The 5,890-nt window shown below is 70.8% G+C and carries 7 protein-coding genes; all 7 read right to left on the reverse strand.

The window, feature by feature from the left end; all coding sequences use genetic code 11:
• Positions 1-421: 421 nt before the first annotated feature.
• On the reverse strand, positions 422-1,042 hold the full coding sequence (locus tag ACWFR4_RS47260) for a hypothetical protein (RefSeq protein ID WP_453657978.1): 621 nt from the start codon (positions 1,040-1,042) through the stop codon (positions 422-424).
• 166 nt (positions 1,043-1,208) lie between these two features.
• The gene (locus ACWFR4_RS47265; RefSeq protein WP_453657980.1) at positions 1,209-1,694 is read right to left on the reverse strand and encodes a uridine kinase family protein; all 486 of its coding nucleotides are present in this window, start codon (positions 1,692-1,694) and stop codon (positions 1,209-1,211) included.
• A 516-nt stretch (positions 1,695-2,210) separates the two neighbouring features.
• Complete coding sequence (locus ACWFR4_RS47270) at positions 2,211-2,612, reverse strand: hypothetical protein (protein WP_453657982.1); 402 nt, start codon at positions 2,610-2,612, stop codon at positions 2,211-2,213.
• Positions 2,613-3,012: 400 nt separating this feature from the next.
• The gene (locus ACWFR4_RS47275; RefSeq protein ID WP_453657984.1) at positions 3,013-3,189 is read right to left on the reverse strand and encodes a hypothetical protein; all 177 of its coding nucleotides are present in this window, start codon (positions 3,187-3,189) and stop codon (positions 3,013-3,015) included.
• Between the two features lie 180 nt (positions 3,190-3,369).
• Positions 3,370-3,804, reverse strand: a complete 435-nt coding sequence (locus tag ACWFR4_RS47280) for a hypothetical protein (protein WP_453657986.1) — start codon at positions 3,802-3,804, stop codon at positions 3,370-3,372.
• 230 nt (positions 3,805-4,034) lie between these two features.
• Positions 4,035-4,982 (reverse strand): hypothetical protein, encoded by a 948-nt coding sequence (locus tag ACWFR4_RS47285; protein ID WP_453657988.1) that lies wholly within the window; start codon positions 4,980-4,982, stop codon positions 4,035-4,037.
• Between the two features lie 422 nt (positions 4,983-5,404).
• The coding region (locus ACWFR4_RS47290; protein ID WP_453657990.1) for a DNA cytosine methyltransferase at positions 5,405-5,890 on the reverse strand (486 nt) is incomplete at its 5' end.

Raw genomic sequence — 5,890 nt, forward strand, 5'->3', positions numbered from 1 at the left:
GCCCACCCTATCCTGCGACGCACAGGGTGGTGCCACAGCCTTGGAGGGAGCCGTCAGTGAGGTTGTCTCCCGGCGCAAGGATGTCGACGCCTTCCATGAACATCATCTGGTCGTGGTGCTTGGGGCGTCTAAGGAGCTCGGTTCGGATTCGAGCCGCGAGCGCGGATTTAGGCTTGTCCATGACAGGGCCTTCCAGTCAGCGTGGTGGGTTGTGGACCGGTCCGAAGGGGGCGGGAGTCGGTGGCCATCGCCCGCTCCGGGCCGGTGAACCGCACCATCGCCTCGGGTCGGGCAAGGGCCGCAAGCCGGGCAACTCGGCGCCGGCGCGAACAGCGGGCGAGTCCCGGGTACGCCAAAGGCCCCCGGCCGGGCGATTGCCGGGCCGGAGGCCGAGGGTGCGGGGCGGGGCAGGGAGGTGTGGTCAGTGGTCTCGCGGACAGGCCGGAGCGCCGGTGGCCAGCACGTGGAGGAAGCTGGCGGCGAGCAGCCAACTGGCGGGGCACTCGGCTCGGCTGCCGGGGGCCACCGTGAGCAGGGCGTTGACGTCGCCGATGCTGTCCGGGAGGTCGGTGAGGGTGTTGGCCTCTACGTGGTCGGTTAGTCGAAGGTGGCCGGAGAAGCTGCGGTTCTTCACGTGGGGGCGCAGCGACCAGGAGGGGGTGGCGGGGCCGGCGGGCGTGGTGGTGGGTGCGCTGGGGCGGATCGAGTGGGGGTGGAGGGTGCCGAGGTGCGTGAGGGCGGTGAGCCAGCGGTGGCCGGGGATCGTGTAGGCGCGGACGGTGAGGATGCCGTCGGGGGTGATGACGACGGTGCCCCTGGTGCGGGCCTGGCCGGTGTGCGGTGTGTCTTCGGTGAAGCGCAGCCCGGTTACAGGTTCACTGCCGTGGTTGTGGTGGGGCTGGCTGGTCAGGTTGGGGGTGGAGGCGTGCACGGCGGTGTGCAGGGCCTTCCAGGTGCCGGTGGTGGTCAGTTCGTGGTCGAGGTCTTGACGGGTGGTGAAGAGGTGCGGGGGCGGGGCTGTGGATGTGGTGGTGACGGGCACGGGTGTCTCTCCCAGCGGCAGTTGGTGAGTGGCGGTGATTCTGCGGGCCGGGCGTCGGTATGGCTCGACCGGTGGGCGCACTGTGCGGCGGGGGTCGGCTAGTGGTGCAAGGGCCGCCCTGGGCAGGGGTGGCCCGGCGGAGCCGGGCCCAGGCGTATCCCGCCGCTCAGTGAGCGGGTGCAAGATCCGAACCGACCAGGTGATCGACCGCAGTGAGTAGGTCCGCTGTCGGCATCGTTCCGTCTAGAACGAGATCGGCCTGATGACGAGAGGGGGCGACGTATTCTGCGTGGCGTTCGCGGCCAGTGAGCAGGTAATTGTGCAAGGAGACCAGTGGGTCCTGGCGCTGGATCTCGATCTTGCGCAGCAACTTGCGGGCCAGCCGGATGTCATCGGGGGCGTCGACGTAGACCCGCCAGGTGGCATGGACGGCGACTTTAGGCAGAGCGAGGGCGAACAGGCCCTCAACAACAACCATTCGGTGCTGGCCGTCGGTGGCTGCTGCGTCAACTGTGGCAGCCACGGCGTCTTCATCGATGGAGCCGGGGTGGTTCCAATCCAGTGTTTCGGCACCGGTGGCGTTCAGGGTGCGGATCCCGCGCTGTGGGTCGTGCGCTGGCACGTAGAAGTCGTCGATGTGGATGAGAGCCACAGCCCCGGCGTGGTGGAGCGCCAACGCCTTCGCAAGAGTTGATTTACCCGAGGCGGTGCCTCCTGCGATTGCTAGCACGGGCATTCGGTGTCTTGCGCTTGCAGTGTTCGGCACTGGCGTCTCTTCTCCCGGGAGAAGGTTGCTGCTAGCTGCTCGGACGGGGTGTGTCTTGGCTGTGGTCATGGTTGTTGCCCTCCGATGGGTGGGGTGCGTCGGCGCGGAAGCGTCCGGCCGTTCGCGGAGCAGCGTGCTTGGGCGGCGGGCTAGGGCCGCAACTCGCCGCGGAGCAGGGTGCGGTAGGCCGGGTGGGCTGGTTTATGGGGTGTGGCTCGTTCGTCGTGCGGCGCGTTCGATGGATCGGGCCGTGCGGCGGTGCCGGGTGGGTGCTCTTGGGGCGGGAGTCGCCAAGCAGGGCGAGCGCCGTCCCCGCGCAGGGCTGACCGGCGCGGGGACCATGGGAGCAGCTCGGGAGCGCGGGGGCCGCCCGTGGTGCGGGGCGGGCGGCCCTGTCTTGTGTCAGGAGAGTTCGTCGCGTTCGCGCATCACGTCGTACAGGGCGCTGGCCTGAAGGGGGTGGCGCTCGTGGCGGGCCGGGTCGTTGTTCTCCGACTCGCGCTCGCGGGCGGTCAGGGCGGTGAAGCGGCGGCGGGCGGCGGCGTAGATGACGTCGGCGGCGGTCGGCGGGACACTGTCGGGGTGTTCCCAGGCGCGGCGGGCGTGCAGCAGCGCGAGGTAGCTGTTCGCCTTGTCGAGGGCGCCGTTGGATGTGGAGGCGAAGACGGTGATCCGGGTCGGGGCGGTCGTGGAGTCCACGGCGGGCTTGTGCCAGGTCTCCAAGGTGGCGGGCTCGCGGTGCAGCGGGTCGGTCTGGGGGCAGTAGTTCCTGACATGCAGGACGAATTTCGACGGATTCGGCATGAACGGGACTCCTCAGATCGCGGCGGGTTGAGCCGGGTTGATGAGAGAGGGGCCGAGCCCGCGCGGCGGCGTGGAAGGGGAGGGGGCCGCGGCGGTCTGGCAGGCGCCCGGTCGCTCACAACACACCGTGAGAGGGGGTGCGGTGCGTCCCCGGCCCGACCGACCATGGACGGCGGGCACGCAACCCAGGCAACCCCCGCCGCTGGCCAGCGCGGGCCAGGCCGCGCGGCCCCGGGGAAGCCGGGCCCGACGCGCGGCACGCGGTGTGGGGCTCGGGTTGGCCGCCCACCCGGGCAGTGTGGCGGGCCAGAAGGGCACGGCACGACAGGAGTAGGCGCGGAGCGGAGGCGCGCCCGAACCTCCGGGCAGTGCCGGAAGTTCGGGGCAAGGGTCGGCAGGGTCAGATCTGGGGGACGGGTGGATGGATGTGGAGGGCCTCGGGGCCGCGCCGGTCGACCTGCCAGTTGGCGGTGCGGAAGGCGTCGGCGATCGCGGTGGCGACCTTCCTCCGCTGCCTTGAGGTGGCGGCGGAGGGGGCGGCGACATCGACGCTGAGCCAGCCGGGCCGCCAGGGCACAGGTACGGGCGGGGTGGGACCTGGTACATCCGCATCCGCATGGATGTAGGGGGCCTGGGCGGTCGGGGAGGTGAAGCCCTGGAACCACAAGTGCTGGGCGGCGAGCGCTGTGGCGGGGGCACCGTCGGGGGTATCGCGGATAACGCCGTGGCCTACGTGGATGATGCGGGCGCCGAAGGTTCAGGCCCTTTGTTCCTCGGCGTGAAATGCGGCTTGGCGGAGCCAGGCAAGGGCGAAGCGGGCCCGCTTGGCTCGCGCGTTGGGGAGGGTGACGGTGACGCATTCTCCGTCGCAGCATGCGGGGTCGGTGGTGACGGTGAAGTCGTCGGCGTGGTCGGGGCGGTGAGGGTTGTGGAGTGTGGGGCCGGCATTGAGTAGGAGTTTGGTGACGTTCGCGGTGGTGGCGTCGGGTGAGACCAGACGGGGCGGGACGGCGTCGACTTGGTACTCGGGGCCTTCAGGGTCGATGCCGAGGGTCTGGTCGAACCACTCGTTGAGGATGGTGGCTACGTCCTGCGAGGGCCAGTCGGTGCCGAGTGCGAAGAGTCGGCGAGCCAGGGCGGCGATGTGCTGGCCGTCGGGCGTTGTGGGGTCGAACTTGCGGGAAAGGGGCATGACGGGGTCCGTTCGGTGGGTGGGAATGGGCTCGGCTCCGGGACGGGGATAGTGGTCGCCGCTCCCCCGGGCCGGCGTGCGCACCATGGCAGGGTGCTCAATTAGAGGCGCAACCGTGCGGCCTCAGCCGGGCAGGCGGCGGCATCCCGGGGGGCAGGTATGGCGACGGTGGGGTTTCGGAACGCTTGAGGCCCGCTCCGGTCACCTGGCCGGAGCGGGCCTCAAGCTGGTCAGTGAGTGGGCGTGGTCGGGAAGGTGATCCGATAGAGGGCGGTGGACCTCTTGTGGGTGATGTGCTCCCAGCCGGATGAGGCGAGGTCCTCGGGGGCGGCTTCATCCATGGCCATGCGCAGTACCTCGTCGGCCCAGCCGAGCGTCTCCGTGTCGATGGTGCCGGTGTCGTCGGCCGTGTCAATCTCGGTGTTCCCGGCGAACACCGCGCACACGTGGGCGAGGCCGGTCAGGTCGACGAGTGCGGACGTGGCCTCGGGCGCCGGGATGCGCAGGATCTGGCCGACCTTCACGCCCATGGTCCCCAGCGGTGCCTTCGGCTGGTCGTCGCGGGTGAGGCCGCACGGGCACTGGGTCTCGTGCCAGTCCGAGCCGTTGTCGCACGCGCACCACCAGCTGGCGAACTGCCATGTCCACTCCCCGCCGCCGATCGGGTAGAGGCCCTGGGCGTCGGGACGGACGATGGTGGCGGCGGTGTCACTGCCTTCGTCCAGGAACTGCCAGCGGATGTGTACGACGACCACGCGGCGGGCGCCGCGTCCGGTGATCTTGCGCTTGCGGGCTGCCTTGCGGGTCTGTGGAGTCGCCTGGGTGATCGAGGTGTTCGCGCCCCGGCTCAGGGCCCGCCAGGGGATGCGCACGGCGACGGCCTGGTTCTCCCCTCCGTCTTCGCCGTCGTCGGAGTGGCTGGGGCCGCCCTCGATGAGGTGGACCGTGTCCTGGCTGTCCGCGCGTCCCTCGATGACGTGGATGGTGGGCACGCAGTCGTAGCCGTCCTCGTCGGCATGGCGGAGCGTCTGCGCGGACAGCTCGCGGACCGCGTCCAGGGCGAAGTGAGGGCTCAGCCATGTGTTCCACCGGTTGGTCGGGTCCAGCGTGCAGTCGAGCGGGCCGAGGAATTCGTCGATGCAGACGCGGGTGTTGATCGTTTTGCGGGTGTGGTTCACGGGTCCTGCTCTCCGTTCGCGGGTGGATCGCCCCGAAGGCGGCGCCGCAGCCCGGCACAGGCGGCAGGGTGGGAGCGCGGTTTCGCGGCTTGGGCGGGGTTGGCGGCCGGGGCCCGGCGCTGTGCCGGGAGTTGGCCGGTGAAGCCGGGCCGTGCGGTGGCGGGGGGACGCCTGCGCCGGGGTGCGGAGCCCGGCGGATGCCGGTCGCCGCCGTCCACCTATCGGCTGGTGCGGGGCGTTCCGGCTGACCACAAGGTGCGGCCCGGCCGGGTTAGGTCCGCAACCACGGCAGGCGAGCGGGTGGGCTATGGAAGTTGGGCCGGGAGCAGCGGCGGTCCGACGCGGTGCGGCAGGCACAATGCCACCGCCCCCGGGGCGGTGGGCGCGGGGGCAGCGGGGAGTGGGTGCCCTGCTGGGGCGGGTCAGTGGGGCAGGACCGCCCTGACGCGCCGGGCGAGCCAGGCGGCGACGTTGACGGGGACCGCGTTGCCGACCTGGAGGCGCTGGGCTTCCTCGTCACCGGCGAAGATGTGGTCGTCGGGGAATCCCTGGGCTCGGGCCTTCTCGCGGATGGTGAGCGGCCGGTACTCGCAGTCGTCGATGCTCAGGTCCGCCGTCGGGCGTACGAGGTAGTGGTGGCCGCCGCCCTTCGCGGTGAGGGTGCCGATCGGGTCATCCAGGGAGCTGGCCGAGCAGTGGTTGCGCAGGGTGACGATGAACGGCTTGCCGCGGTACTTCTCGAGACCGATGGCGACACGGTCGCGGGTGGCTTGTACGTAGGGGACGTAGCCGCCGGTGAAGTGATCGAGGTAGCCGTCTCCGAACCTGCCCCCGCGCACGCTCGGGTCGATGACGTTGCCGATGCCTCGGGTGATCGGCTCGACGTCGGCTCCGCAGCGCCGGTTGGG

Source organism: Streptomyces sp. NPDC055140, assembly GCF_053607285.1.

Coding starts and splice junctions, on each gene's coding strand:
- ACWFR4_RS47270 (WP_453657982.1), bottom strand. CDS start 2,612: ATGCCGAATCCGTCGAAATTCGTCCTGCATGTCAGGAACTACTGCCCC.
- ACWFR4_RS47280 (WP_453657986.1), bottom strand. CDS start 3,804: ATGCCCCTTTCCCGCAAGTTCGACCCCACAACGCCCGACGGCCAGCAC.